This window comes from Streptomyces sp. NPDC002206, assembly GCF_053593595.1.
The window spans coordinates 46,115-70,248 of sequence record NZ_JBSFCW010000035.1; the positions used below are offsets into that span (position 1 = coordinate 46,115).

Here is a 24,134-nt window from a genome sequence, read left to right on the forward strand (position 1 = left end):
CCTCTCACCTGGGCATTCGACAGACGCTGAGGTGGCCATCGTCTGATCATGTGCTCCGACCAAGGTGCACGTGACCACGACGAAGGCCGTGAGGATGAGTCTGCTGCCTGAAGCTGTTTCGGGGGGAGGCGTTCGCGGAAGCGTCACGCTTCCGGAACGAGTTGTACGCGTGTCTGACCGCGCGGGGCGATGAGCTGTTCGAGCTGGCGGATGCGGTGTTGTGTGCTCCGGGTGCTGTGCACTCGGCGGTGGAGCTGACGTTGCTGCCCGAGCATCGTCGTGGGCACGGGGCAATGTACGACGGCCTCAACCAGGGCCGGATCGGCACCGGTCGGCTGGGGCAGGTGCTGGCCGGCCTGCCGTTGCCCCGATTTCCGGACCGTCGAGTGGTGCTGGCGGTGGACGTCTCGCCGTGGCTACGGTCGGACGCGCCGTGCTCGCCGGACCGGCTGTTCTGCCACGTCTACGGGCGGGCGAAGACAGCCTCGCAGTTCATCCCCGGCTGGCCTTACTCGTTCGTCGCCGTGCTGGAGATGGGCGCCACGTCCTGGACGCAGATCCTGGACGCCGTCCGCCTCGGCCCGGTCGACGACGCCACCGCGGTCACCGCCGCCCAGCTCCGCGGTGTCGTCGTACGGCTCATCGCGGCGGGCCAGTGGACGCCGGGCGAGCCGGACATCGTCATCGTGACCGACGCCGGCTACGACGTCACCCGGCTGGCCTGGGTCCTGCGGGACCTGCCCGTCGAGTTGGTCGGACGCGTGCGTGGCGACCGCGTGATGCGGCTGCCGAAGCCGCCGCGCGTCCACGACCCGAAGGGCGGCCGGCCGCCGAAGCACGGCCCGGAGTTTCGCTTCGCCAAGCCGGAGACCTGGCCCGAACCGGCCGTCACCACCCGCACCGCCACCTCGAACTACGGCAAGGCCGTCACACAGGCGTGGGACCGGGTCCATCCGCGGCTGAGCCACCGGGCCGCATGGCTGGACCACGAGGGCGAACTGCCGCTGATCGAGGGCACGTTGATCCGGCTGGAGGTCGAGCACCTGTCGAAGGACCGAGCGGCCCCGGCGGTGTGGTTGTGGTCCTCGAAGACCGGCGCCGCCGACGCGGACGTCGACCGGGCCTGGCAGGCGTTTCTGCGCCGCTTCGATCTGGAGCACACGTTTCGGCTGTTCAAGCAGACGCTGGGCTGGACCCGGCCTCGGCTGCGCGAACCGGAGGCGGCGGACCGGTGGACGTGGCTGATCATCGCCGCTTACACCCAGCTCCGGCTCGCGCGTCCGGTCGTCCGCGACCTGCGACATCCCTGGGAAAAGCCAGCCGCGCAGCACCGGCTCACACCCGCACGGGTCCGGCGGACGTTTCGGAACCTCCGCCAGCACATGCCGAGGCTGTCGCACAACTGCCGGACTCCGGTCGTCAAGGGCGGGTCTTGGCCTTCAGGCGGAAGATCTTGTTCATGTTGTGCACAGTGCCGAGAAGTTTGATCCCGGTGTCCACCGCGTCGTTTCCCGGCAGTGGAGCTGACGTCCGAATCGTTGGAAGAGCTAGGCGAATCCGGGCTCCACCAGGGCGCCGCGTCGTTTGTAGAGATTGCGGCTCGTGGGGGTGGACAGTCGGGCGGCCATCTGGCGGTGGCCGGCGGGTATCGATTCGGCGGCCGGTGATTCGGTGCTGTCGGGGGGTGGGGCACTGGTCACCGCGACCAGGAGGGGCAGCTCGGCCAGGGCCTCGAAGCTCGCGGTCGAGGCGTATCCGTTGTCCGCGAGCCATGCCTGGACCTCGCGCGTGATTCCGGCGGCCCGGCAGTTCTGCTGGGTTGTTCTCACCATCGAGACCAGGGCCGTCATGTCTGCGGGGTTGTCCTGCAGTTCGATCGCCAAGAGGAGTTGGCTCCGCGCGCAGACGATCTGCAGGTTGTAACCCTGCAGGAAGCCGCCGCGTTTGCTCAGCATGAGCCGGGAGTCGGGATCACTGAGGGAAGCCCGAGCCGTGGCGACCGGGACCGGGGTTGGGTTGCGGGCGTGCTCCAGTCGCGTGAGTGCCCGTATCAACCGCGCGTGCTGGCGCACGATGACTGTCTTGGCCTCCAGCGGCACCGGAGGGCGGCCGTTGGCAGCGCGTCGGCCAACTGCCAGATCCTGCCGGTTCGCGGTAATGACCCGACAGCCCACATCGTCGAGGCACGCCTGCTCGATCCGGCGTGTGGAGCGGATCCCCTTGCTATAGCAGTACAGCAGCAGAGCCACCAGGACCGCGGGCGGGTAGGCTGCGCGGCCCTGCCCATCAGCCCGGTAGCCGGCCATGAACCTGGACAGGTCCAGCCTCCCGACGAGCTCCACGACCTTCCAGCACAGGTGCTCGGGCGGAAGCCACTCCCGGAGATCCTGCGGGACCGCCAAGCCCCGATCACGATGACACGAGATGAAGTTGAAACCCACGTAGCAAAGGCTTCGCACACCCACGCACCGGAAACTCGAACATCAACTCCCCCTTGACAGTTGGAGTCCGGCAGTTGTGCGACAGCCTCTGCACTGCCCGGCCCGTGCGCCGAAACCATCGCGGCCAGGCCCCGGTCGCCCGCTCGGCTCGAAGAACAAGCAGCCCGCCACCCGCTACGACGTGGGCAAGACCGTCAGACGCCCGGGCACCCTGATCGAACGTGATCAAGCCCGGCTGTGAGGCCATGATCTGGGTCTGTCAGTGGCGCCGGGCAGAATGCACTCCCGTGAGCCTCCACTACGAAGTCGTCTTCACGTGCTTCCTCCGGGACGACACGCCCGACACGGTCCTGGCAGCCCTGCGATGGCACCTCGGCCTGGCCCCCGAGCGTCCAGCAGAGCTCGACGCGGAGGAGCACTCGTATCCACTGCTCTCCCCAGATCCGGACAGTCGCCTGCCAGGAGGCGATTTCGTGTCCCTACGACGCCAGTCCCGAGGCTTCACGCCCGGTGGTGAGCTCCACGCATGGGGACTGTTCAGCCGCAACCTCTGGCTCGACGACATGATGGGTGACCTCTACACCGTCCTGGACCTGCTCGCACCCCACGTCGAAGAACCTGGCTACAGCGGGTACTTCCGGGAGGAGTTCGACACCGAGCCGACCGTCTTCACGTTCCGAGACGGCACCTTCGGACCACTGAAACTCTGAATCCAGTTCAGTCCCTGAACGCCGAAAGGGTTAAAGAACAAGCTCAGCTTGACGTTTATCGTCGGGCTTCGAACGGGGCTCGAACTTGTTCGGAGTTTCCCCAGTTCACGGGACGTGCGAGAGGCCGGGCCCCGATCCTGCACTCAGGGTTGATTCAGCACGGAGGCCGGGATCGTGGGACTGGTCGAGCACAGCGTACAACGAGACGCGTTGTCGAAGTTGTCGGAGTTCCGGTCGGAGCTGTACGCGTGCCTGACGTCGCGGGCGGATGCCCTGTTCGACTTGTGTGATGCTCTACTGTGCACCGACGGGCCGGTCCGTACCCTCGTGGACCTGGCGCTCGCGCCGGAGCACCGACGCGGGCACGGCGCCCTGTACTCAGGGATCAACCGGGGCCGGATCGACGTCGCCCGGCTTCGTCGCGCGCTGGCGGGCGTGCCGTTGCCCCGCGCGAACGATGGTCGCCTGGTATTGGCCGTGGACGTCGCTCCGTGGCTTCGACCGGATGCCGACATCTGCTCGGACCGCTCCTTCCGTCACACCTTCGGCCGGGGCCTGGGCAAGCACCAGATGGTCCCCGGCTGGCCCTACTCGATCGTTGCGGCACTTGAGACCGGCCGCACCTCGTGGACGGCTCTGCTGGACGCGATCCAGCTGGAGCCCGGCGCGGACCTGGCCGCGGTCACCGCAGACCAGGTCCGCGACGTCGTCGAACGTCTCGTGGAAGCCGGCCAGTGGCGGGAGAGTAACCCGGATGTCCTGGTCGTGCTCGACGCCGGATACGACGCATCCCGTATCGCTCATCTCCTCGCCGACCTGCCCGTCGAGGTGCTGGGCCGGCTCCGCTCGGACCGGGTGATGCGCAGGCCCGTTCCGGTGCCGTGGATCTGTCCGCCGCAGGGCGGCCGCCCACCCAAGCACGGCGGCGAATTCATCATCGGCCGCCCCGAGACCTGGGCGGAGCCGGACGCGGTCACCCTCACGAACACCGACCGATACGGGACCGCGACCGCGCAGGCGTGGGACCGGCTGCATCCCCGGCTGACCCGCCGGGCGGCATGGGGCGATCACGAAGGGCCGCTGCCGATCATCGAGGGCACCGTGATCCGCCTGTCGGTCGAGAAGCTGCCCAGCGGCGGGGTGAACAAGCCCGTCTGGCTGTGGTGGTCGGGCACCGGCGCCCGCCCCAAGGACGTCGACCGGTGCTGGCAGGCCTTCCTCCGCCACTTCGACGTGGAGCACACTTTCCGGCTCCTCAAGCAGAACCTCGGCTGGACCCGACCGAAGCTGCGGGACTCGGCAGCAGCCGACCGCTGGACCTGGCTCGTCCTGGCCGCACACGCTCAACTCCGCCTCGCCCGCACACTCGCGCGAGATTCCGCCGGCCGTGGGAGAGGCCGACGGAACCGAACAAACTCACCCCGGCCCGAGTCCGTCGCGGGTTCAGGAACCTGCGGGCGAAGACGGGCACTCCAGCCGGTGCACCGAAACCCACCCGGCCCGGCCCCGGCCGCCCGCTTGGCTCGAAGAACCGCCGCCCAGCTACTCGTCATGACGTGGGCCGGGTACTCGCCACCGGCGAGGCATATAGCCCACCCGCCTACCACAAGAAGGGGACGAAGCCGCGACGCACCAGCTGAGCCGCAAGTGATGTGCCATGGCACGGTCTCCTCTGGCAATATCACCCCATGACCTTCCACAGAAAGGCCCATGCCGCGTAAGCGGCCAGGGCAAGTCCGCGCGGGGCAGCACCTGCGGGACCAGCTCACCTACCGACCACGCATCCGTGGCCTGTCCTCGGCAGCTCATGCCGAAGTCTCCAGGGTCGAGACCAGCCGGAACTACCTGCACGTCGGTGACACGGCCGACGCCGTCAGGATGTGGCGCGACCTCGTACACAATCCGTACCGCAGACTCTGGATCGAATACGAGGACGGCGGCTGCGGCGTGTGGCAATGCTGCGGCAGCCCCTTCAAGGCCCGGAAGTTGCTGGAAGCCGTGATACTCGGCATGTCCCGACTTCGAGCTCGCGAGCTGCGGTCCGTCGTTGATCAACTCGACGAATTGTACTGAGCAAGTTCAGGCCGGACGTTAAACGTCAAGCTCAGCTCAGCCGTGGCTCATGTGCATCGCAGGGGCGCCTGGGTCGAAGTGGGAAGTCCGTTGCTGCCTCGTAGCACCCCTGTTGCAAAGCCAGCTCGCCAGTGCCGGATCTGCTGCCAGCGCACCGAGGATGAGCCCCTTCTTGTCCTCACGACCGGCTACTGCCGCGCAGGCGGGTCAGGATCCCGTTGGTCTCGGTGGCCTCCGCAACCGAGACCGTCCGTTCTGCCGTCTGCGGCTGCTGGCTGTCCGTGAACGTGCGGCAGACCGTGTACAGACCGCCCAAGGCCACCGGTGCGCCCCAGGCATCGCCGGGGTAGACCGGGCCGCCACAGGACGGGCACGCCCACTCCCCCGCTTCCCGGCGGCGCAACTCCTCCTCGCGCTCCTGGCGGCGGCGCTCCTCCTGGGCTTCACGCTGTGGGCAACGGCCGTGGGACTGAGAGGCTCATCGGTGCACTGGCTGAGGGCCGTCGTGGCGTCCCGCTGATCTCCTCCGGGGTGGAGGAACTCGTCGAAGGGTCCGACTGAGTGGTGGTGCTGGAAGGTTCAGTCGACGTGCGGCATGAGGGGCGGGCCGTCCTCCTCGACAGCGAGGGCCACGGCCCGCAGGAGGGCGGCCAGGTGCCCCAACTCCTTCTTGGCCAGGGGCGCGAGCAGTGTGGCCTCGGCCTCCCGCTGGTCGTCGATCACCGCCGCCCACGTTGCGGCCCCCTGGGGAGTCAGGCCGACGAGAAGGCTGCGGCGATCCTCAGGTGCATGCTCGCGAGTGATCAGGCCCGCCAACTGCAGTCGGTCGAGGCGGTTGGTGAGGGTGGCGGGGTGGACGCCGAGTCCCTGAGCGAGACGTGTAGGTGCCATGCGGTAGGGCTCTCCCGCCGAGCGCAGGCGCCACAGGATCTCGTACTCCCACAGCTTCAGGCCGTGCCGCGCCAGGGCGGCCTCCTTCTTTTGCTGCAGGTGCCGCACAAGCTTCTGCATGCGGGTGACGGTGCCCTCCAACTCCGGTACCAGGCCAGGGACTTCACGCCCCCAGCGGGCGATGTGCCGGTCGATCGAGTCCCGTAGCTGCGCCGATTCCGCTGCCGAATGTCGTGATGTCACGGCGTCACCCTACCCTCCAGAAATTATGCATTCAGATATTTTGAAATCGTAGTACTGTCCCGAGGCATGTCGACCTTCACGCTCGCCGGCCGCATCGACGAACACGTCATCGACAGCGCGTTGCTCCGCGGCAACCCCCTCAACGACCCGGCGCAACGACCGCTGTGGGTCTACACCCCGCCCGGCTACGACGATGCGCCCGAACGCCGCTACCCCGTCACGTATCTGCTACTCGGCTACGCGGGAACGCTCCCGGTCTGGCGCAACCGCACGGCCTTTCGGAAGCCAGTCCCCGAGCTCGCCGACGAGATCTTCGCCCGCGGGGAGGCGCCCGGGATGCTGCTGGTATTCGTGGACGCCTGGACCACCTACGGCGGCAGCCAGTTCATCGACTCACCCGGTACCGGCTGCTACCACTCCTACCTGTGCGAAGAGATCGTGCCGTACGTCGACGCCCGCTACCGCACGCTTCCCGCGCGCGACCACCGAGCCATCGCGGGCAAGTCCAGCGGCGGACTCGGCGCCGCGGTCACCTCGATGCTCCGCCCGGATCTGTTTGGCGCCTTCGCCACCCACTCCGGCGACTCGCTGTCCGAGGCCCAGTACCACCCGCACTTCCTCACCGCGGCCCGCCAACTGCGGCCCTACGGCGGCGACATCTTCCGCTGGTGGGATGATTTCCGCTCGCGGGCCGCCTTCACCAAGGAGGAGGACCTGAACCTCCTGGAGATCCTCGGCGTCTCCGCCTGCTTTTCCCCAGGCCACGACGGCTCCCCCATCCTTCCCTTCGACCCCCGCACCGGGGCCCTGCGCGAGAACGAGTGGCAGCGCTGGCTGGCCTGGGATCCGGTACGGATGGCCACCACGCACGCCGACGCCCTCCGCTCCCAGCGCGGCATCTGGATCGACGCCGGCACCCGCGACGAGTGGTTCCTCGACCTGGGCGCATTGGCCTTCCGCGATGCGCTTACGGAAGTCGGAGTGGCCGACGACATCGTGCATTTCGAGCTGTTCGAGGGTGGCCACCACGCCGTCGAGTACCGGATGCCGCCCGCCCTTGCCTGGTTGGCACACCGCATCGCCGATCGGCCTTGACCTCCCGGGTTAGATCAAACCCCACGAACGAAGCAATATTGCCGCTCAGAGCACACCCCGACGAGAATCCGCCAGAGCGAACGAGAATGAGCCTTTCTCATCCTCAGCGCGAGGTTCTAGAGGGAGGACGGCTATGACCAGGGCGCTGACGAGGGTCGTGCTGACTCCGGGATCATCTAGGAACAGAACTGTCCTAGTTGATCCCTAGTGTCGTCATGTCACGAAGAACCACAGGAGGGGACGACACCGATGAGTCAGACTGCACCCGAGGGCTACACCAGCGTTGCACCGTGGGTGGTCACCGACGACACCGGCGCACTGCTTGACTTCATCACCATCGCGTTCGACGGCGAAGAGATTGCACGGGTGCCGGTCGAGGACGGCACCATCGGTCACGGCGAGATCCGAGTCGGCGACACGGTCGTGCTGGCCTTCGACCGAAGGCCCGACTGGCCGGTGATGCCCTCCCTGTTGCGGGTCTATGTCCCGGACGCGGACGCCGCCATGGCTGCTGCTGTTGCGCACGGGGCTCAGGTGATCACCGAGGCTGCCGACAGTGCGTGGGGGGATCGCGGCGGCAGGGTGCGGGACCCCTTCGGCAACATTTGGTGGGTGATGAGCCGGGTCGAGCACATCGCACCGGACCTTGCCTGGCAGCGAATGTCCGAGCCGAAGTACGCCGAGGCGATGCGTACGGCCCAGGAGACCCTGGACGCCGCGCTCAGCGGCCGGGGGGCAGGGGTGGCCAGCGCCCCGCAGCGCCCAACCCACTGAGATCAACTTCCGACCTGACTGCAGGCGACGGGAGTTGAGGGCCGGCAGTAGTGCATAGACGCGACGAAGCTCCTGGTAGACGCCATTTCGACCAAGATCACCCGTGTCGCCAGGAGCTTCGCGTGCTTGCCTACCCATCATCAATAGATCTGTCCATCCGCACCCTGAGGTACCTGACCGGTCAACTCATCACCCGGCGGCTGGAGATCGGCACACGCTGGCGGCGCCTGACCGCTGGCCGTCAGGCGCTCCTTGCGCTGGCTCACCTGGGGTGCGGCGACACCTATGCCCAGCTCGCCGCTGGATTCGGCATGGGATCGCAACCGTCTACCCGAACGCTTCCAAACCGTAGACGAACTGACCAGCAAGGGCGTTCAAGCTTCAGTGTTGCCCTGGAGGCAGCAAACCCTCTGCGCGCTCAACACCTACATCCCGCGCGGAGAGATCCTCCTCAAGGAGGCAGCCGATACGCAGCCTCCCCCCTCAACCGCGCCGCAACCCACGATCGCCGACGGAAGAACAGACGTCGGCGCAGCAGCGCCAGCCGTAGGTCGCCACACTCTCCACCGTGGCCCCGCCTCGCCAGCCGGGCTCTCCCCCGAGCATGCGTCGGGGAAGCCTGCGAATGGGAGACCAAGTAGCGCAACATCTATGACCGTCTGCATAGCGAACCCATGAAAGTGCGCAGCGTCCGCTCAAACTGAGCAACCTAACCGACCATACTCAAAACGCATGCATACCCTCTGGTCAGGCACCCATAGAAGACTCGACGCCACCCACAACCGAGACCACTCAGCCGCCTCTTTACTCACCGCAACCGCTCAGTCAAGTTGAGTAACACCAGGTCAGAGCTCTCTTCTCTGCTCACCTAGAGCAGCCCACGACATCCAAGGGGGATCGCGGGTCACGCCAGGGTGACGTGCATCCCGCTCTCGGCCAGGGCGTTGAGGGCTTCCAAGAACGTCGGCACGGCATTCGCGGCGGCGCCCGGTGGGCGCCGCCGGGCAGGTGGTCCGGCAGGCGGCAGAGGGTGGGCCGGACATGGAATGGGGCCGCCGCCTCCGTGTGATGCGGAGGACAGCGGCCCCGGTCTCCTGTGGCGCGGTCGGCCAGTCCCTTACTTGAGGGCGTAGGCGCGGGTGATGGTCTGGGCGGTGCGGTTGCCGGCGGTGTCCCTGACCTCGGTCTTCAGGGTCACGAAGCCGTTGGTGTCAGCGAGCTTGGGGTGCTTGACCACCACCTGGAAGGAGCTGTCGCTCTTGCGCTCGACGTGGGTGGGCTGCCAGGTGGCGCCGTCGTCGTAGGAGACCGAGACGTTGGCGCCGGCCATCGCGGTGGAGCCCGTCCAGCCCTTGTAGCGCCCGCCGTTGACGGTGAAGACGAACGCCTGGCCGGCCGGTGCCTGGTTGAGCACGTTCAGCGGCACGTCGTAGCCGATCGAGATCGCCGGCATGGATGCGCAGACGGTCGGCTTGGGAGAGTACTTGTCGCAGTCCTTGACGGCCATCGTGGTGGGCGCGACCGAGGTGAAGTTCCACTCGGTATGGACCTTGCCGCCCAGAGTGACGCCTGGGTAGTTCTGGTCCCGCTTGGTGTCCAGGACGAACTGGTAGTCAGCCTGCTCCGGCATCATCAGGTTGCTGATATCAGTGATCGGCTGGCCGTTGCGGTAGAAGCTCCACCTGTTGCTCGCCCCGACCAGGATGTGCGTGGGGTCGCTGTCACCGAGGTAGACGGGCGAGGTGTGCATCCAGACGTCGCTGCGGCAGAAGCTGCAGTACCCGGACTCGTACGACGACAGGTTCACCGGCGCGGCGAACCAGGGCTCCTTGTACCTCTGGCCGGGGGTGGGGTAGGTGAGGCGGGGTGTCTGCATGAACGTGGAGGGCTGGGCGACGCTGGGGTACACGCTCGGCTGGTAGACCAGATCGGGGCTCGCCAGCACGTAGTCGTCCCTGCTGCCGCCCATGTTGAGGCGCTGGATCTGACGGACCGATTGCGGCTGGCCGGGCGACCACACCGGCAGGACCTCGTAGCCCATGTGCCGGGTCTGGTCGGAGTGGTAGGTGTCCGTGATCTTGGCGAAGTCGCCGACATCCGCGGTCTTGGCCAGACTGGCGGGGATGCTGCCGTTGGAGGTGAACTGCGCCGAGTAGGTGTAGCCGGATTCCAGGACGCCGTTCAGCGTGATGTCGACGCTGCCCTTGGTGAGCAGCGAGAGCAGCTTCTGGCCGCTGTCGTAGCCGGTCTGGGCGACCGGGATGGTCAGGTCGCCGGCGATTCCGCTGCCGCGCGGGCCCGGGGTGGACGGCGCCACGATCACCGCGACGGCCCCCGCGGCTGCGGCAAGGCGGACCTGGGCGTTGACGGTCCTGGTGTCGTACGCGGTGATGAGGACCGCCTTGCCTGCGGCGTCGAGGGAGGCGAAGTCCTGCGCGGTGCCGGCGCCGGCGTCGACCAGCTCCACGTTCTTGGCCCCCTCGAACCGCTGGGTGAGCAGCGGGGACTTGAGGGGGATGTCGATGGACTCGGGGCTGGTCACCGACATCTGGACCAGCGGCTCGCGCCGGGTGAGGAACGTGTCCACGGCCAGGGTTCCGGTGGTGGCCGCCTCACTGGGGATGGCGCCGAACTTCTCCTCGGTTCCGTTGCGCAGGCCGGTGAGGGCGAACATGCCGAGGTGGCCCCCGGCCCCGTCGTCACGACGGACGTCCAGGGAGTACGAGGCGTCCTCCAGCGGACGCTGCTCGCCGGTGATCTTCATGGTGAGGTCGGTGGCGGTGGTGCCGTCGACGGCGAAGGTCTGGTCGCGGTCGGTGACGTTGATATTCGGCAGGGCGAAAAGGTCCGCCGAGTACGGGTCCAGCGGGTTGCCGCCGGGGAACGCGGTGTAGAGGGTGCCCTCGAGCGAGTAGTGGCCGCCGGCCGGCACCGTGAAGGTGGCGCTGCCCGTGCGGGACGCAACAGAACTCCGGAAGCTGTTGTCCAGGCCGTGGAGGGTCCCGCCGGCCAACAGGGGGATGTTGCCGAAGCGGTCCTTGAAGTTGACCGTGACCTTGTACTGCTGAGCGTCCTTCGCGACGCCGACCGGAGCGTGCACGGCCTCGCCGTTGCCGGCGGTGGCGGTGATGTACCCGCTGTACTGGGACCCGAACGTGAGGAGGTTCGGGTCGAGGGTGACGGTGACCGCGGCGCTGCCGCCGGTCGGCACGGTGAGCTTGCCGCCGCTCAGGCCGGCACCCGAGAAGGTCAGGGCGCCGTCGGCCGTGGCCGCTCCGCTGCTGTCCTTGACCGCGGCGGCGAGGTCCACGGTGGCATCGGCGGACCCGGAGTTGCGGAAGGTGAGGGTGCGCGTCTGCTTGGCGTACGTGCCCTGCTGGTACTTGACGAGGCCGAAGTCGGCCCGGCCGGACAGTTCCAGCGTGGAGTCCAGCGCGGCGGGGATGTCGACCCGTCCGGATCCCTGCTGGTAGACGGTGCTGTCCGAAGCCTTGGAGTGGGCGGTGAGCGCGTCCTTGATGCGCTGACCGGTCCAGTCGGGGTGGCGCTCGGCCAGGATCGCGGCGGCGCCGGCGACGTGCGGGGTGGCCATCGAGGTGCCGCTGACCGCGGTGTAGTACTGGTTCACCGGGGTGCCCATGGTGGTGCCGGCCGCGCGGGCGGCGACGATGTTCACACCCGGGGCGGTGATGTCCGGCTTGATGGCGTTGTCGCCGAGGCGCGGGCCGCGGCTGGAGAAGGACGCCAGCGCATCCGACTTGTCAACGGCGCCGACGGTCAGCGCGGAGTCGGCGATGCCGGGGCTGCCCAGGGTCGAGGTGCCGGGGCCGCTGTTGCCTGCAGCAATGACGAACAAGGTGTGGGAGGTAGTGCTGAGCCAGTCCACGGCGTCGGTCATCGCGTCCCCGCCCGGGGCGGTGACCTGAGCTCCCAAGCTCATGCTGACGACGTCGGCGCCCTGGGCGACCGCCCAGTCCATCCCGGCGAGGATGTCCGACTCGGATCCGGAGCCGGCGTTGCTGAGCACCTTGCCGATGAGCAGGTCGGCGCCGGGGGCCACGCCCTTGTACTTGCCCGCGGAGTTGGCGCCGTTGCCCGCGATGGTGTCAGCGACGTGGGTGCCGTGGCCGTGGCCGTCCTGGACCGGCTCACCCGAGACGAAGCTCTGACTGGCGGTGATCCTGGGCGCGACGTCGGCGTTGGTCAGGTCGACGCCGGTGTCCAGGACGGCGACCTTCGCCCCCTTGCCGTCATAGCCCTCGGCCCACGCCTGCGGCGCCCCGATCTGCGGCACACTCTGGTCCAGCGTGACCTTCGCCTTGCCGTCGTACCAGACCTTCGCCACCCCGGCGCTCCCGGGCACCACAGCCGCGGCACCGCTCCTGGCCTTCCCGGCCTTCGCCACAGGCCTGACGGCTTGCCAGAACCCCTTTGCCTTGGCCTTGTCGACGTCCACCGCGGTCATCCCCAGCCTGGGCATGACCCTCTCGCGCTTGCTGCCCGGCAGGCCCTTGGCCTTCTTCCGCAAGGCGGCGGCGGAGGGGGTGCCCTGGAAGTCGACGATGGCCGGCACCTCGCCGGTCTTCGCGTCGCCGTAGCCGTCCTTGAGGGCCCGGGTGACGTTGAACAACTCGCGGTCGACCGTCCCCGCCGAGATCGCGGTCAACGCGTCCTCGGGATAGACGTACAGGTCTCCGTCCTGGCCCGTCGAGACCTGGAACTGCTTCGACGTGCCGGATTCGGAGACGATGTTCACCGCCTGCTTGCCGTCGGCCCCGGTCGTCACGGCGACCGTGTCCCCGGTGATCAAGGTCAACGTCGACGCGGTCGACGCCTTGTGTGCGGTGGACGCCGTGGGGATCGGGCCGGCGCCGTTCGGCGACGGTGCCGCCACCGCTGCACCGGGGAGGCTCGTCAGCGACACTGCGAGGACCAGCGTCGCTCCGCTGACGGCGACCGATCGCGCTCGTCTCTCATGGAATATACGCATGGGTTGTTCCCCTCACAGGCTGGAAATGGGCGCGCCAAGGATCCACCGCCGGATAAGCAGCGGACACGGAACGCCAGAGCGATGTAACGCTGCACGAAGCCAACTAGCAGACAGCGCCCCACGCCAGAGTCAGAGCTGGCGCATAGTCGACTTGTCGCGAACTCGCCAATTTCCCAGTACAGGAGCACCGTCACAGGCTGTTCGGCCATGGCTCGCAGGGGCGCCCTTGTTGCCGGTGCTGACGGACCCCGAAGGCGACGGCAGGTCAGCAGGTCGCTGTGGGCCGCTGCTTAGGGTGTGCAGATCACGAGTTTCGGCAGCACCTGTACTGGGGGCTCGGGCACTGGCCGGGTCCGGAGGAGGGCAGCTGACTGCCTGGCTGTCCCCTCAGGCATCTGCCACCGGGCAGGGGCTCACAGGTTCCTTGGGTGGGGACGCACATCGTTGCATGGATGCGGTGGACCGCGCCGTCACCGCTGGCGAGCAGGTGCGTATCGTCGACGCTGTCCCCTTGGAGCTACTGATAGCCGACCGCGAACTGGCTCTCGTCCCTATCGTCGGCAGCACGAGTGGATCAGACACCGAGGGCGCTCTGCTGGTGCGGCCCAGCGCACTGCTGGACGCACTGCTCGCCCTGTTCGACCTGGTCTGGGAGCGGGCCTCACCTGTCACTGTCACCGCCGAAGGGCCGGCCCAGGAGTCGGCCCGCGGCGACGTCGACCATATGGACGGCCGGATCCTGGGCCTGCTCGCCGCCGGCCTCAACGACCAGGCGGTCTCAGGCCGACTCGGCCTGTCGTTGCGCACAGTACAGCGGCGTGTGCACGGCCTGATGGAGCTCACAGGTGCCAGAACCCGTCTCCGGCTCGGGATCCAGATAGCGCAGCTCGCAGGCAGCTCAAAGCTGCCCGAGTCCGATGCTCGTCACTTGGATGAGGCGAATGCGTCGGCTTCATCCGGGTGACGACTCACCCGGGCTCACGCCGAGCCGGGAGGCTGAGACGGTCGGCGATTACTGGCTGGCCACCCAGTAATCGCGGGGCGGTAGGCGGCTGCGGCTCCGGCGATGCCGGGACGTACCGGGGGGCGGGAATTGCGGACGTGGGCTCATTGGAGGCCGAGGAGGGTGAGGAGTTCGCGGCCGGATGCGCCGAGGCTGTGCATCGAGCTGTTCGACAAGGCCGCGGACAGTGCGCGCCCGGCGACGCGATAGCGATTGACCGTCGCATCCTCATCACCCGTCGCGCCGACCTGGTGAGTGACCGCACCCGGCAGCTCAACCGACTCCGTGACCAACTGCTGAATTTCTTCCCGGCATTGGAACGTGCACTGAATCCGACCAACAAGGGTCCAGCAATTCTCCTGACGTGCTACCGACCGCGGCCGCCATCCGGCGCGTCAGCGCGAGGCGCATCGAGACCTGGCTGGGCAACCGCAAGGTCCGAAGCTCCGCGGCCCGGGCGAAGGCTGCCTTGGACGCGGCACCGCCTGCGCGCCGGCAACGCGAGGGCCGCGCCCACCTGGCGGGTGGGCGCGGCCCTGGAGCACCGGACTGCCTGGCTGCTACTTACAGCCGGGATACGCGGCGAGCGTGAAGTTCTGCGTGCTCGTCGCGCCGGCGGTCAGGCTCACGGAGCGCATCTGCGCCCGCCAGCCATCGGAGGTGGCCAGCAACGTCAGCGGGTTCTTCGCCGTGTCGATCCAGCGCTGGAACGCGCCGGACGAGTTGGTGTGCAGCGCGATGCCGTCGGTGTCCCAGTCCACCTCCACGGTCGCGTTGCCCAGTGGCGCCACCGTGCCGGCGCAGTTCTTGCCGGAGACGGTGCCGGTGAGCAGGCCCCAGCTTGGTGGCGGGGTCGCGTTGAGGCTGACCGGTACGGGTGGCGTGGTGCCCGGCAGCGAACTGGTGATGTCGAGCGCGGCGGTCTGGTTGCGCGGCTGGTCGAGCTTGGAGGTGTCCACGCTGACCGTGACGGTGGCCGAGCCGTGTGCCGGCACGGTGACCCGCTTGGGGCTGACGGACAGCCATGGCACGTAGTCCGAGCAGGTGCCGAACCCGGCCAGCAGCGAGGTGTCGGCCACCGGCGTGATCTTTGCGACGGAGCCGCCCACGGTGTACATGCCACACACGCTGCCGCCGCGGTACAGGGCCTTGGGCGCGGCAGGGATCGCTGACCAGGTGTCGGCCGCCACGTCGTAGGCGTAGCCGGCGTTGGTCACCCCGGTCGTGGTGCTCCCCGTGCTGCCGCCGGAAACCACCAGTCGGCCGGCGGCCGCGGTGTACGCGGAGGCCCACAGCGGTTGCGGCATGTCGGCCATGCGGGTCCAGGTGTCGGTGTCCGGGTCGTAGGCGTAGGTCGCCCGGCTGTACTGCGGGCCGCTGGGGCTGTCAACGAACCCGCCCGCGCAGTAGAGCTTGCCGGCGACCGCGCCGCAGGACGTCCAGGACGTCCGCTGCGGGTAGGCGGCCGCATTCGACCAGCTCTTGGCCACCGGGTCGAAGACCCGCACGTCGGTGCTGCCGCAGCCGGAGCGGCAGCCGCCCACCTGGTAGAGCTTGCCGTTCAGCACGGCGGTGCCGGCGGCGGCGTACGGGACCTGGTTGGTGGCCACATTGGTCCAGCTCGTGGCCCCCGGCTGGTAGGCCAGGGTGGAGCCCTCGGCGGAGCCGTCGTGCATCCAGCCGCCGGTGACGTAGAACGTGCCGTCGATGAAGGCACCGGCCGGCTTCTCCCGGGCGCCCGGATGCCCCTGGTAGTCGGGCAGGTCAGGCAGCGACGACCAGCTGTCGGACGCCTGGTCGTACACATAGCCAGCCGCGGTCTGCTGGGCGAGGAACCCGCTGCCGACCACGCCGCCGACCGAGTACACCTTGCCCTTGTAGACGCCGACCGCGTTGTCCATGGTCGCGGTCGGCAGTGCGGCCAGCGACTTCCAGCCGTCGGCCGTCGCGGTCGCCGGCGCGGCGCTGGTCAGCTCCTTGCCGGCCAGCATGTGCCCGGTGGTCTCGGTGGGGATGGTGACGGCCGGTGTCGCGGTTCTGGCCGAAGGCGAAGCCGGCGCCGCGGTCGGGGCGACGGCGCTCGAGGCGTCGTCCAGCGACACGGTCGCGTCCGTGTCGGTCGGGTTGGACAGCGACAACGCCACCTGCCGGGTCTGGCCCAGCTGGAGGGTGACCGCGACCGACCCGGGGTCGACCGTGATCGCGTCCCCGTCGGCCGACGCGGGCGTCGCCGTCAGGCCGATCGTCGCTGCGAGGATGCCGAGCGCGACCAGGCCGCGCACCGCTTTTCTCATCGTTGCCTCTTTCATGAGCAGCTCGCCGAGGGCTTCAGGCCGAAGTCGGCGGTAACGGTGTGCCCGGCGGAGATGTCGACCGTCCGGTGGGCCGGCCGCCACCCGTCCTTGCTGGCGATCGCGTTCAGCGTTCCGACGCCGGAGTCGATCCACAGCGAGTAGTGGCCGTCGGCGTCGGTGCGCCGGGCGTAGCCGGCGGTGTCGCTGTCGATCTCCAGGTAGGCGCCGAACAGCGGTGCACGGTTGCTGTCGCAGGCCACCCCGTCGACGGTGCCGGTCAGCTTGCCCCAGCTGGGCGGGGGCGTGGCGGTCAGCGTGGCGGGGATGTCGTCGACGGCGTACGGGCTGTCGGTGCCGACCTCGATCGCGCCCTGGTAGGTGCCGGGCTGCTCGGTGCCGCCCGGGTCCAGGGTCACGGTGATCTCGGTCATCTGCCCCGGCTTGAGCGTCAGCCGCGGGGCGTCGGCCGCCAGCCAGGGGACGTTGCCGGAGCTGTCCGCGTCGTACCCGGCGAGCAGTTCGCCGTCGCGCCGCGGGCTGAAGCTGCCGTTCAGGCCTCCGATCACGTAGTAGCCGGCTGCGGCCGAGGCCTTGTACACGCCGTTCTTGAGGGACGGCAGCTGCTGCCAGGAGTCGGTCGCCGGGTCGTACGCCCAGCTGGTGTTGGTAACTGTGCCGAAGACCAGGCCGTCGGTCACGCCGCCGGTGACGATCAGCTTGCCGTTGGCCGAGGCGTACGCGGCGCCCCAGGTGGCCTTCGGCAGGCTCGCGATCTTCGACCACGCGTCGTGCACCGGGTCGTAGACGTAGGCGTTGTCGTACAGGGCGTTGTCGGACTCGCCACCCGCGCAGTACAGCTTGTCGCCGATGGCGCCGCAGGACTCCAGCGAGACCGGCACCGGGTACGGCGCGGCCTTGGTCCACCGGTCGGTCTTCGGGTCGTAGACCTGGACGTCGGTCGACTGCTCCGAGGCGTTGTCCGGCATGCCACCGACCAGGTAGAGCTTGTTGTTCAGCACGGCGGTGCCGGCGGCGGTGCGCTGGATCGGCATGGGCGCCGCGTCGGTCCACGTGCCGGCGGCCGGGTCGAACACCTCGGTGCTGGTGAGCGGGCGGGACGAGCCCGACCAGCCGCCGGTGATGTAGAGCTTGCCGTCGATGAACCCGCCGGTGGGCAGCTGCCGCGGCAGGTTCCCCTTGGGGAGCGGCGACCAGACCATCGTCTTGGGGTCGTACGCGTACCCCGCGCTGGTGGCGACGCTCGCGCCGTCCATGCCGTCGACCGAGTACAGCTTGCCGTCGTGCACGCCGACCACGGAGCTGGTGATCCCGGTCGGGTACTGGGCGGTGGGCGCCCAGCCGTTGCCGTCGGCGACCGGGACGCTCGGCGTGGTCGAGTCCGCCAGGTCCTTGGCGGTCATGGGGCCGGCGGTGACCTTGGTCTGCGATCGGGCCTGCTTCGGCGCCGCGGTGGCAACCGGCGCGTCGGCCAGGGTCGCCCCGTTGCTGCGCTCGCTCAGACGCAGGGACAGCGGAGCGGTACCGGTGTTGCGGACCTCGACCGTCCGGCCGGCCGCCTTGCCGGTCATCGCGCCGGTGGCCAAGACCCCGGAGGTGTGCAGGCTCAGCCGGCCGGCCGTCAGCCGGAACGTGGTCTCGGCGACCGCGTCTTTGCGGACCTGCACGTGCTCGGTGTCGGCGGAGTACCCGCCGGTGTGGCTCGCGGTGAGGTCGCTACTGCCGTCCTTGGGCACGAACAGGGTGAAGAACCCGTCGCCCACGGCCGGGTCGTCGGTCACCTTCGAGCGCGCGGGCGCGTCGGGCGCGTCCGGCGAGACGACGGTGCTGCCGGCGATCGGCTGCTGGGTGTTGGCGTCCAGCGTCTGGCCGACGACCAGCCCGCCCGGCACCGGGTCGCAACTGTCCGCCGCACCGATCAGCACATTGTCGAGCTGCCACCACATGTCGCGGTTGCCGGCGGTCCAGTAGTGGAAGCGAACCTTCACATCGGCCTGGTGCGCGGCCTGCGGGATGTCGATCGACAGCGGCGCCGGGCCGACGGTCGGGTTGGTGTGGCTCCAGAGCGACTTCCAGGTGCTTCCCCCGTCCAGCGACAGGTCGATGCTCGCTGTCGAGTCCGAGAATGCGGAGGGCGAGAAGTACTCGGTCGCCAGGTTGATCACCGGCTTGTCCACCGTGGACAGGTCCACGGCCGGAGTGACGAGCTCGGTGTCCAGACGCTTGTGGAACCCGGCGAACTCGCTGTTCACGGAGGCGAACCCGCCAGAGGCACCGGCGGTCTTCATCCGGTTGCCCTTCGTCCCCGGGTCGTCGAACTCCCAGGCGCCGTCGTCGGTGTGGTTGACGACCGTCCAGCCGGCCGGCTTCTTCTGGGAGCCGAACTCCTCGTAGAGGCCGTTCACGTGGTAGCCGGGGGCCACGCAGCGCGTGCTGTCCGCGGGGACCTTCAGGTCCGCCGTGGCGCCCTTGTCCGACACCGAGACCGTGCGGTCCAGCTTGCGGTAGCCGTCGGAGACACCGGTGGCATGCACGGTGTAGTCGTGCCCACTGGGCAGGGTCAGCGAGTACCGCCCGGTGACCGGGTCGGTGTACCACGGGCCGGTCGGCACTCCGTCGACGGTCAGCTTGGCGTACAGCGGCCAGCCGTGCCCGGAGCCGTCGGTGACGCGGCCGCTGACCTTGGCCACCGGGACCGGGGTCAGTGCCACGTCGCGGGTGGCGGTCCCGCCATCGGTGACGGTGACACCGGTGACCTTCTCGATGCCGTAGCCGTAGGCGTCGACGGTCAGGTCGTAGGTTCCGACGTTCAGCGGGAAGGTGTACGCCCCGGTGGCGTCGGTCTTCGTGGTGTGGCCGCCGACCTTCACCGCGGCGCCCTCGATCGGCTTGTGGGTCGAGGCGTCGGTGACGGTACCGGCAATGGCGCCGTGCGCGCCCGGCTGCCGCAGCGCGCCGACGCCGTTCGGCGTGCCGAGCCCGGTGGGCCCGTCGTACCCGGCGACCGCGGTGCACAGGTAGACCGGGGTGCAGCTGCCGTTGGCCCCGGAGGTGACATCGTTGAGGGCGTCGTTGTCCAGGTTGAGGTACGGGAAGGTGTTCGGGTACTCGCCGGGGGTCGCGGGGCCGGCCTGGGCGTAGCCGGCCGCGATGATCGGCGCCGACGCGCTGGTCCCGCCGAAGACGGTCCATCCGCTGTCGCCGCCGAAGGTGTTGTACACCGCGACACCGGTGGCCGGGTCGGCCACCGCCGACACGTCGCCGGTGGTGCGCTTGTCGCAGCCGGTGTCGTGCTGGAAGGCCGGCTTGGCCTCGAAGTCCGAGCAACCGCTGCCCGCACGGGACCAGGCGCTCTCGGTCCAGCCGCGGGTGCTGCTGTCCCGCCTGAGGGCGGTACCGCCCACCGCCGTCACGTGCGGGGAGCTCGCCGGGTAGGACACCCCGTAGCCGTCGTCGCCGGTGCTCGCGGTGATGGCCACACCCGGGTGGTCGTAGTACTTGTCGTAGTCGGTCTCGCCCTTGGTGTCCGGCGCGCCGTAGGAGTTCGACACGTACTTGGCGCCCTGCGCCACCGCGGTGTCCACCGCCGCACCCAGATCGTCGTACGAGGCGGTGTCCGCCTCGACCAGCAGAATGCGGCAGTTGGGGCAGGCCGCGGAGACCATGTCGACGTCGAGCGCAATCTCGCCGGCCCAACCGGCGTTCGGGATCGGGTAGTCGGTCCCGCCGCGCTGGTCCACCTTCCGGAAGCAGCCGTTCTCGCTGGTGCAGGCCGGCAGCCCGTACTGGGTGCGGTAGGTGGCCAGGTCCGCCTCGGCGTTGGGGTTGTCGTAGGCGTCGACGATCGCCACGGTCTGGCCTGCGCCGCCGTCGGCCGGGAACCGGTACGCGGACTGGATGTCGCCCGGCCCGTAACCGGCCGGCGCTGCCGCCGCGGCAGCAGACCTGGTCATCGGCGCCAAGTCGGTACGCTTCAGCGCCATGCACCGCATGGTGTCGGGAGATGTCGGCGTGTCACACAGGGGACGGCTCGCAGGCGACGCGCCGCCTGCGGCGGTTGCCGCGGCGTCCTGCACCGACGGCACGGAGGCCGCCGACGCGCCGGATATACCGGCGACCGTCAGCGAGGCTGCCGCCAGATAGGTCAGCACGGCTCGGCCCAGCCACCGGCGTACCGGATGAGGGGTATCCATGGGAGTCCTTGGAAGTCAACGGAGGAGGAATCTGCCCGGGGCGGGCGGCTCGACGTTGACAGGTACATTGCGTCATCAGCAATGGCGATTACCTGACGGCTTCACGACATGCCGCAAAGTCGCCAGAAAGCACAGCAGGCAGCGCGGCGTTGGTCCACCGCGATTAACGGTGTGCTGGGACTGACCGATGACGAGTTGAACCCTCACCGCGAGATGCTGTGCCACCCCTCCTGTGCGCGGTCCGAGCTCGCGCCGCGCTGGACATGGCCGCGGGCAGGCACACGAGACTTGGAGATCCTGCCGCTCTGCACGATCGGGCTGACGACCTCGTCCTGCATGATGCTCGACCAGGGCTGGCCTGCGGACTGGCCCCCGCCCTGGCTCCTCTTGCCGGCCCTCTTCGTCGTCGGTCTCAGTGGGCGGTTCATGAGCCTTTGAGTGGATCTGCTGTCGCCTGATGGTGTGGTGGCGGGACGGAATCCGCCGGTCCGCGGTTGTTGATCTGGTGATGTGTTCGGGTGAGTGAACGCAAGCCGTATCCGAGTGACTTATCGGACGAGCAATGGTCGTTGATCGAGCCGGTGATCACCGCGTGGAAGGACCGGCACCGCTCGGTCAGCGGCCACCAGGGCGCCTACGACATGCGGGAGATCGTGAACGCGATCCTCTACCAGGGGCGGACCGGCTGTCAGTGGGCCTATCTCCCACACGACCTGCCGCAGAAGAGCGCGACCTACTACTACTTCGCCACCTGGCGGGACGACGGAACCGACCAGGTCATCCATGAACTCCTGCGCTGCCAGGTCCGTGAACGCGCCCGACGATTAGAGGACCCGACCCTGGTGGTCCTGGACACCCAGAGTGTCCATGTGGCCGCCGGGGTTCCCGCTGCCACGAGTGGCCACGATCCGGCCAAGCGGGTGCCCGGCCGCAAACGCGGACTGGCCGTGGATGTCCTCGGCCTGGTCATCGCAGTCGTCGTCCTCGCCGCGAACACCCACGACAACGCCGCGGGCATCATCCTGCTGGACCAGGTCGCCGAGCACGCCGGCGGAACCGTCCGCAAAGCCTTGGTTGACCAGGGCTTCAAGAATCAGGTCGTCATGCACGGCGTCGGCCTGGGAATTGACGTCGAGATCGTCGCACGCAACCCGCAGGACAAGGGGTTCGTGCCGCAGCCGAAGCGGTGGAGGGTCGAGCAGACCTACGGGATCCTGATACTGCACCGGCGCCTGGTCCGCGACTACGAGCACCGCCCCTCCTCCTCCGCCTCCCGCGTCTACTGGGCGATGACCCACGTCATGACCCGACGCCTCACCCGCGCGAACGCCCCCACCTGGCGGGAAGAGGCGGTGAGCGCGTGAACATTCATCCCCTCCTTCAGGCACTGGACCTGCAGGAGGACGCCGCCCGGGCCCTGGCCGACGACCTTCGCGCGCAGATCGACGACCTGCAGACCCGGCTGCGGGAGGCCGAGACACACCTCGAGCACCTCGCGATCACCCGCAAGACCGTCACCGGCCTCGCCGACCGGCTCCCCGCATCCCCGCCCGAGCTGCCCGAGCACCCGGACTACCCGCGCATCCTCGCCGCCTTCAACGAGTTGACCGGCCCCCTGCGGGCCAAGGAAGTCTGCCAGGCCCTCGGCCATGAACTGCTGCCGAAGAACATCGAAGGCACCCGGGCCAAGCTGAAGCGCCTGGTCAAACTCGGCATCCTCACCGAAGCCGACACCGGCAACTTCGCCAGGGAGCCCCGCCCGTGAGTCCGTGGCAGCTCTTCTCGTGCTGGGTCAGACGTGCTCGGCGATCACATAGACGGAGTTGACCCCGCCCGCCCGAGCGACAGCGACGGAAGCGGTGACGGTTCCCTCGGCTGGTCCCTGCGCTCCGCGCCAGGAACTGCCCGGGAAGCTCCAGCCGAAACGCTGCCCTTCCCCGCTGGCGTCCCAGCTGCCAGGTAGGCCTGGCGTGAGTGACCCCACGTTGAGGGTCTGAAGGAGGGACGTCAAGCCGGCGTCGGAAACCTTGAAGTGAAGGAAGAGGGTCCCTTCGGAACCGATCAGCGATTCTTCGTCATGGAAGCGCACGTCCGTCGCCTGGTCGGGCAGGCTCACGCCGTAGTGCGCAAGCACGGTTGCCAGCGAACCGTCGCCATAAACCACGTCGTCCGGCTCCCGGAGATAGTCGTGCGGGTCTGCTTCACCAGGAAGCAGTAGCCAGGCGGCGGCACCCACCAAGATCGCGATAACGACTACGCACAACGCGCCATACCGCCAACGGGCCGAGCCCCGCTTCCCCTCCGACATGCGCCTATCCAAGCGCGCAATGATCCGGAACGCCACCTAGCCGACAAGTAGACCAGCGTGGACACCTGATACTCGCGCAGACGAGCAGCCGCGCCCGCCAGCAGCCAGCCTCACCCAACCCAGCCCTGAAACGGACGATCACTCGCGAACCGCCCTCTAACAACCCTGACCTTCGCCTGGCGCATCTGGTTCGGCCAGCTGCAGGACACCCGGCAGTCAGTCACCCATGAGGACCTGCCGGGGTAACGCCGGTCGTCCGCGGTGCGGATGGTGGAGGGGGCGCTGATGTCGGCCTGATCACCTGTAGGCGGTGACGCCAGCGAAGTAGATGCCGAGACCTGTGGCTGCGGCGCCCGCGCCGCTGAGGATCGCCTGAGGGACCCCGGCACCAGAACGGCGGGCAAGTAGACCCACTGTGATCGCGATGTTGAGGGCGGTGGACAGGGCAAGCAGCAGAGACAGGATCTTCAGCGGACTCATGGCGGGAACTCCCCGTGAGGGCAAGGACGGCCCGGAGCGGGCCGTGCGGGATGAGTTCAAAACTGCCTGTCCAGGGCGCTGTCCAGCAGGAGTTGGACACAGATTGGGCACCACGTGCCAAGCAGGCCGGTGCTGTGGGGCTCGAAAAGTCGTCGTTGCAGGTCACGCGGCGTATCGACACTCGTTGATGATGCCTCCGACAACCCTGGCGCGGAGCAGGGTTCGGTCGTCGAGGGCGTGCACGATTGCGGGCTGCTCGGTCGCGCTGGGCGGTAGCTGTTGCCGGGATCGGTGCGGCCGGTGTCCGTTGTAGTGGTCCTGGTGGTCAGTCAGGACCTTCCTGGCGTGGTTCTCGCCCAGGACCAGGACGTGGTCGAGGGCCTCGCGGCCGATGGTGCCGATCACGCGTTCGCAATGCGCGTTCATGCGTGGTGCCCGGGGCGCGCTGAGCAGCACCTCCGTGTCCTCGGCGGTGAAGACGGCATCGAAGGCGTCGGTGTACCTGCTGTCGCGGTCGCGTAGCAGAAACCGTGGCCCGGCGCCCCGCTCGCCGAGGTCGGCAGCGATGTTCCGGGCCTGTTGTACCGCCCACTGCGCGGTGGGGTGCGCGGTCACCCCGGT

Annotated in this window: 18 protein-coding genes and 3 pseudogenes; 11 read left to right on the top strand and 10 right to left on the bottom strand. The window is 68.7% G+C overall.

Annotated elements, in window-relative coordinates; all coding sequences use genetic code 11:
- Positions 1-107 precede the first annotated feature (107 nt).
- The gene (locus ACWCP8_RS34985) at positions 108-1,487 is read left to right on the top strand and encodes an NF041680 family putative transposase (protein ID WP_451120347.1); all 1,380 of its coding nucleotides are present in this window, start codon (positions 108-110) and stop codon (positions 1,485-1,487) included.
- A gap of 60 nt (positions 1,488-1,547) precedes the next feature.
- On the opposite strand, the gene ACWCP8_RS34990 is transcribed toward ACWCP8_RS34985, so the two are convergent.
- Complete coding sequence (locus ACWCP8_RS34990; protein WP_451120324.1) at positions 1,548-2,402, bottom strand: transposase; 855 nt, start codon at positions 2,400-2,402, stop codon at positions 1,548-1,550.
- Positions 2,403-2,517: 115 nt separating this feature from the next.
- Between ACWCP8_RS34990 and ACWCP8_RS34995 the strand changes: the two are divergent.
- The 4 genes and pseudogenes from ACWCP8_RS34995 to ACWCP8_RS35010 all read left to right on the top strand — a co-directional run.
- Positions 2,518-2,682: pseudogene (locus tag ACWCP8_RS34995) on the top strand (NF041680 family putative transposase); the annotation flags it as partial.
- A gap of 46 nt (positions 2,683-2,728) precedes the next feature.
- A complete protein-coding gene (locus ACWCP8_RS35000; RefSeq protein ID WP_328891764.1) occupies positions 2,729-3,151 on the top strand; it encodes a hypothetical protein in 423 nt (140 codons plus the stop codon).
- 174 nt (positions 3,152-3,325) lie between these two features.
- Positions 3,326-4,791 (top strand): annotated as a pseudogene (locus ACWCP8_RS35005) (NF041680 family putative transposase).
- Between the two features lie 70 nt (positions 4,792-4,861).
- On the top strand, positions 4,862-5,224 hold the full coding sequence (locus ACWCP8_RS35010) for a hypothetical protein (RefSeq protein WP_352272023.1): 363 nt from the start codon (positions 4,862-4,864) through the stop codon (positions 5,222-5,224).
- Positions 5,225-5,402: 178 nt separating this feature from the next.
- On the opposite strand, the gene ACWCP8_RS35015 is transcribed toward ACWCP8_RS35010, so the two are convergent.
- Together ACWCP8_RS35015 and ACWCP8_RS35020 are read right to left on the bottom strand one after the other, a co-directional pair.
- On the bottom strand, positions 5,403-5,627 hold the full coding sequence (locus ACWCP8_RS35015; protein ID WP_451120327.1) for a hypothetical protein: 225 nt from the start codon (positions 5,625-5,627) through the stop codon (positions 5,403-5,405).
- A gap of 176 nt (positions 5,628-5,803) precedes the next feature.
- The gene (locus ACWCP8_RS35020) at positions 5,804-6,358 is read right to left on the bottom strand and encodes a MarR family winged helix-turn-helix transcriptional regulator (protein ID WP_451120329.1); all 555 of its coding nucleotides are present in this window, start codon (positions 6,356-6,358) and stop codon (positions 5,804-5,806) included.
- Between the two features lie 66 nt (positions 6,359-6,424).
- Here ACWCP8_RS35020 and ACWCP8_RS35025 point away from each other — a divergent pair, with 66 nt between their 5' ends.
- The 3 genes and pseudogenes from ACWCP8_RS35025 to ACWCP8_RS35035 all read left to right on the top strand — a co-directional run.
- Complete coding sequence (locus ACWCP8_RS35025; RefSeq protein ID WP_451120331.1) at positions 6,425-7,453, top strand: alpha/beta hydrolase; 1,029 nt, start codon at positions 6,425-6,427, stop codon at positions 7,451-7,453.
- A 249-nt stretch (positions 7,454-7,702) separates the two neighbouring features.
- The gene (locus ACWCP8_RS35030; protein ID WP_451120333.1) at positions 7,703-8,227 is read left to right on the top strand and encodes a VOC family protein; all 525 of its coding nucleotides are present in this window, start codon (positions 7,703-7,705) and stop codon (positions 8,225-8,227) included.
- A gap of 122 nt (positions 8,228-8,349) precedes the next feature.
- Positions 8,350-8,562, top strand: a pseudogene (locus ACWCP8_RS35035) (transposase family protein); the annotation flags it as partial.
- A 782-nt stretch (positions 8,563-9,344) separates the two neighbouring features.
- Here the strand turns inward: ACWCP8_RS35035 and ACWCP8_RS35040 are convergent.
- Positions 9,345-13,217: a S8 family peptidase gene (locus tag ACWCP8_RS35040; RefSeq protein WP_451120335.1), complete on the bottom strand. Its 3,873-nt coding sequence runs from the start codon at positions 13,215-13,217 to the stop codon at positions 9,345-9,347.
- A 448-nt stretch (positions 13,218-13,665) separates the two neighbouring features.
- Here ACWCP8_RS35040 and ACWCP8_RS35045 point away from each other — a divergent pair, with 448 nt between their 5' ends.
- Complete coding sequence (locus ACWCP8_RS35045; RefSeq protein ID WP_352271306.1) at positions 13,666-14,181, top strand: hypothetical protein; 516 nt, start codon at positions 13,666-13,668, stop codon at positions 14,179-14,181.
- Between the two features lie 143 nt (positions 14,182-14,324).
- Here ACWCP8_RS35045 and ACWCP8_RS35050 read toward each other — a convergent pair whose 3' ends face one another.
- The 3 genes from ACWCP8_RS35050 to ACWCP8_RS35060 all read right to left on the bottom strand — a co-directional run bounded on the left by ACWCP8_RS35050 (position 14,325) and on the right by ACWCP8_RS35060 (position 20,725).
- Complete coding sequence (locus ACWCP8_RS35050) at positions 14,325-14,513, bottom strand: hypothetical protein (RefSeq protein WP_352271330.1); 189 nt, start codon at positions 14,511-14,513, stop codon at positions 14,325-14,327.
- Positions 14,514-14,780: 267 nt separating this feature from the next.
- Positions 14,781-16,514 carry a kelch repeat-containing protein gene (locus ACWCP8_RS35055; RefSeq protein ID WP_352271308.1) on the bottom strand — a complete coding sequence of 578 codons (1,734 nt, stop codon included), beginning with the start codon at positions 16,512-16,514 and terminating at the stop codon, positions 14,781-14,783.
- A gap of 11 nt (positions 16,515-16,525) precedes the next feature.
- Positions 16,526-20,725 (bottom strand): Kelch repeat-containing protein, encoded by a 4,200-nt coding sequence (locus ACWCP8_RS35060; RefSeq protein ID WP_352271310.1) that lies wholly within the window; start codon positions 20,723-20,725, stop codon positions 16,526-16,528.
- Between the two features lie 518 nt (positions 20,726-21,243).
- On the opposite strand from ACWCP8_RS35060, the gene ACWCP8_RS35065 reads away from it, so the two are divergent.
- Both ACWCP8_RS35065 and ACWCP8_RS35070 read left to right on the top strand, forming a co-directional pair.
- Positions 21,244-22,089, top strand: coding sequence for an IS5 family transposase (locus tag ACWCP8_RS35065; protein WP_352271312.1), 846 nt, complete (start codon positions 21,244-21,246; stop codon positions 22,087-22,089).
- A complete protein-coding gene (locus tag ACWCP8_RS35070; protein WP_451120339.1) occupies positions 22,086-22,490 on the top strand; it encodes a hypothetical protein in 405 nt (134 codons plus the stop codon). The genes ACWCP8_RS35065 and ACWCP8_RS35070 overlap by 4 nt, the downstream gene beginning before the upstream one ends.
- A gap of 27 nt (positions 22,491-22,517) precedes the next feature.
- Here ACWCP8_RS35070 and ACWCP8_RS35075 read toward each other — a convergent pair whose 3' ends face one another.
- The 3 genes from ACWCP8_RS35075 to ACWCP8_RS35085 all read right to left on the bottom strand — a co-directional run.
- Positions 22,518-22,961, bottom strand: a complete 444-nt coding sequence (locus ACWCP8_RS35075; RefSeq protein WP_352271315.1) for a hypothetical protein — start codon at positions 22,959-22,961, stop codon at positions 22,518-22,520.
- A 369-nt stretch (positions 22,962-23,330) separates the two neighbouring features.
- Positions 23,331-23,513 carry a hypothetical protein gene (locus tag ACWCP8_RS35080; protein ID WP_382841753.1) on the bottom strand — a complete coding sequence of 61 codons (183 nt, stop codon included), beginning with the start codon at positions 23,511-23,513 and terminating at the stop codon, positions 23,331-23,333.
- A 162-nt stretch (positions 23,514-23,675) separates the two neighbouring features.
- A partial coding sequence (locus ACWCP8_RS35085; protein WP_451120342.1) for an integrase core domain-containing protein occupies positions 23,676-24,134 on the bottom strand: 459 nt, incomplete at its 5' end.

Bases quoted from the DNA above. Each gene is read 5' to 3' on its own strand.
- ACWCP8_RS35010 (WP_352272023.1), top strand. From the start codon at position 4,862: ATGCCGCGTAAGCGGCCAGGGCAAGTCCGCGCGGGGCAGCACCTGCGG.
- ACWCP8_RS35025 (WP_451120331.1), top strand. From the start codon at position 6,425: ATGTCGACCTTCACGCTCGCCGGCCGCATCGACGAACACGTCATCGAC.
- ACWCP8_RS35030 (WP_451120333.1), top strand. From the start codon at position 7,703: ATGAGTCAGACTGCACCCGAGGGCTACACCAGCGTTGCACCGTGGGTG.
- ACWCP8_RS35040 (WP_451120335.1), bottom strand. From the start codon at position 13,217: ATGCGTATATTCCATGAGAGACGAGCGCGATCGGTCGCCGTCAGCGGA.
- ACWCP8_RS35045 (WP_352271306.1), top strand. From the start codon at position 13,666: ATGGATGCGGTGGACCGCGCCGTCACCGCTGGCGAGCAGGTGCGTATC.
- ACWCP8_RS35055 (WP_352271308.1), bottom strand. From the start codon at position 16,514: ATGAGAAAAGCGGTGCGCGGCCTGGTCGCGCTCGGCATCCTCGCAGCG.
- ACWCP8_RS35060 (WP_352271310.1), bottom strand. From the start codon at position 20,725: ATGGATACCCCTCATCCGGTACGCCGGTGGCTGGGCCGAGCCGTGCTG.
- ACWCP8_RS35080 (WP_382841753.1), bottom strand. From the start codon at position 23,513: ATGAGTCCGCTGAAGATCCTGTCTCTGCTGCTTGCCCTGTCCACCGCC.